The sequence below is a fragment of the Cohaesibacter marisflavi genome (assembly GCF_900115225.1).
Classification (GTDB): domain Bacteria; phylum Pseudomonadota; class Alphaproteobacteria; order Rhizobiales; family Cohaesibacteraceae; genus Cohaesibacter; species Cohaesibacter marisflavi.
The window spans coordinates 1-2,380 of the sequence record NZ_FOVR01000040.1 but is presented as its reverse complement, the minus strand read 5'-3'; the positions used below and the strand labels follow the sequence as shown (position 1 = coordinate 2,380).

At 56.6% G+C, this 2,380-nt stretch carries 2 protein-coding genes; both read right to left on the bottom strand.

Annotation, left to right across the window (positions count from 1 at the left end):
- The coding region (gene istB, locus BM258_RS24190; protein WP_090075798.1) for an IS21-like element helper ATPase IstB at nt 1–675 on the bottom strand (675 nt) is incomplete at its 3' end.
- A gap of 9 nt (nt 676–684) precedes the next feature.
- Nucleotides 685–2,214, bottom strand: a complete 1,530-nt coding sequence (istA, locus tag BM258_RS24185) for an IS21 family transposase (RefSeq protein WP_090075797.1) — start codon at nt 2,212–2,214, stop codon at nt 685–687.
- Between the last annotated feature and the right edge of the window lie 166 nt (nt 2,215–2,380).

Sequence of the window (2,380 nt, the reverse complement as noted above, 5' to 3'; positions counted from 1 at the left end):
AACGAACCTGTCGAGGATGGCATCAGCGAAGGTCGGCTCACCAATGACATCATGCCATGTGCTGATGGGGAGTTGGCTGGTGATGAGCGTCGAGGCATTGCCATATCTTTCTTCGAAGATTTCAAGCAAGTCGCGCCGCTGGCTGGCATTGAGGCGATCCGGTCCCCAATCATCAAGAATGAGCAACTGTGCTTTCGTAAGAGTCCTGAACAGACGTTGGAAGCGTCCATCGCCATGAGCCAGTTCAAGCTCATCGAACAGGCGCGAGGTGCGCTTGTACAGAACCGTAATGCCATCCCGGCAAGCCGCCTGTGCAAGGGCGCATGCAAGCCAGGTCTTGCCAACCCCGCATGGACCGACGATACTTAAGTTCCTTTTGTCGCCGATCCATTGGGACGTCAGCAAGGTCTGGAACAGGGCTTTGTCGAGGCCGCGGCAGGCACCGTAATTGACGTCTTCCGGAGAGGCTCCGACATGACGTAACCGCGCGGCCCGCATTCTGCTTTCAAAGCGCTTGGTCTCGCGATTGACGCTTTCCCGCTCGACCAAAAGAGCCAACCATTCGGCATGGGTTAGGTTGGCGGAGCCATCTTGCCCCTCAAGCTCGGCAAAGGCCGCGGCCATACCATCGAGTTTGAGGGCCTTCAGTTTGTCCAGAGTTGGATGTGTCAGCATTGTTTCTCCTTAATGGAAGTATTGGGATCCACGGATATTGGGGTGAGTGATCGTGGGGCCGTCCGTGGGATTTTCTCGGCGTTGGCGATCCAGTCCGGTTCTGAGAATGGAGTGAACGGATGTGTAGGAATGAGCGTTGATGGCGAGGGCCCGTTCACAGGCAGCATCCAGCCGATCGGCCCCAAAACTCTTGGCTAACCGGAGGACCCCCATACAGGTGCGATAGCCTTGTTCGGGATGCGTTCGTTTGCGCATGACGACATCCACGAAGACTTCAACATGGGGACCAATCCTGGCAGCTTTCTCGCGAAGGGCTTCTGGTGTCCAGCCCGAACGGAAGCGATGATTGGGCGGCATATGCTCATGCAGGGTCGTATGTTGGCGGTTACCCGAAGAGCGGGTATGTGCCGCAACTCTCTGACCTTTATGGAAGATCTCTATCGTGCGGACTGTAATCCGAACCCAGAGATCCTGACGCAGCAATTGGTGCGGCACCGAGTAATAGTGGTGATCAATGTCGATGTGATAATCGAGCCCGGCCCGGCACTTCTTCCATTCAGCATAAACATAGGGCTCCTTGGGCAATGGCTTGAGAGCTGGTTTGTCCAGTCTCTCAAACAAGGACCGGCGGCTGGCACCCAGATGCCGGGTCACTTTGCTATTCAACTGATCCTGTAATGGCCGGATGGCGGCATTCAGTTCATCAAGGCTAAAGAATTGGTGATTGCGAAGCTTGGCCAGGATCCAACGTTCCGCCAATTGCACCGCCGTCTCAACCTTGGCCTTGTCACGCGGCTTGCGGGGCCGGGCTGGTACCACAGCAGTATCGTAATGGGCTGCCATGTCGCCATAGGTGCGGTTAATCACCGGGTCGTAGAAGCAGGCTTTCGTTACCCCAGACTTCAAATTGTCAGGCACGATCATGCCTGGCACGCCGCCCAAGAAAGCCAGTGCCCGAGTGTGGCTGCCAATCCAATCGGGAAGGCTCTGGGTCCAGGTTGCCTCCACAAAGCTGTAGCTTGATGCGCCCAGAGTGGCCACGAAGATTTGGGCCTCCCGGAGCGCGCCTGTCTCGGGGCAGGCCACATCAACGGTCTTGCCAGCATAGTCGACGAACAATGTCTCGCCGCCTGCATAGCGCTGGCGCATCACAGGCCTGAGCTTGCCTTCCCAGCGGCTATAGAGTTCGCAGTACCGGCTATAGCCGTAACCATCAGGATGGGCTTCACGGTATTCCTGCCACAGCAACATCAGCGTCACGCCCTTGCGACGCAGCTCGGTATGGACATAGGGCCAGTCAGGCAACGGAATCGGCTTGGTGTCATCCTTGTCCCGGATGGGATAAAGCAATTTCTCGAGATCGGAATCGCTCAGATCTGCAGGCAACGGCCAGGACAGTCCGGCCTCTTTCGCGCGATACAGATACTCCCGCAATGTCGTGCCACCTATCGACAGACTAGCAGCGGCCTGACGGGTTGACATACCCTCACAAGACAGGCGGAGAGCTTCTCTAATTTTTCGCATTGGCAATCTCTTCATTGGGCAACCTTCCAGTCCATAAAAACGGAAAGGTAGCCTGCTGCTGATTGCCTCGCAGCATTACATCAGGGGGTGCGCGGATGCCCCGGAATCACTGCGCGGATCCGATCGGAATCGGTGCGCGGATAAAATTGGAATCCATGCGCGGATGTGCCCGGAATGCGCA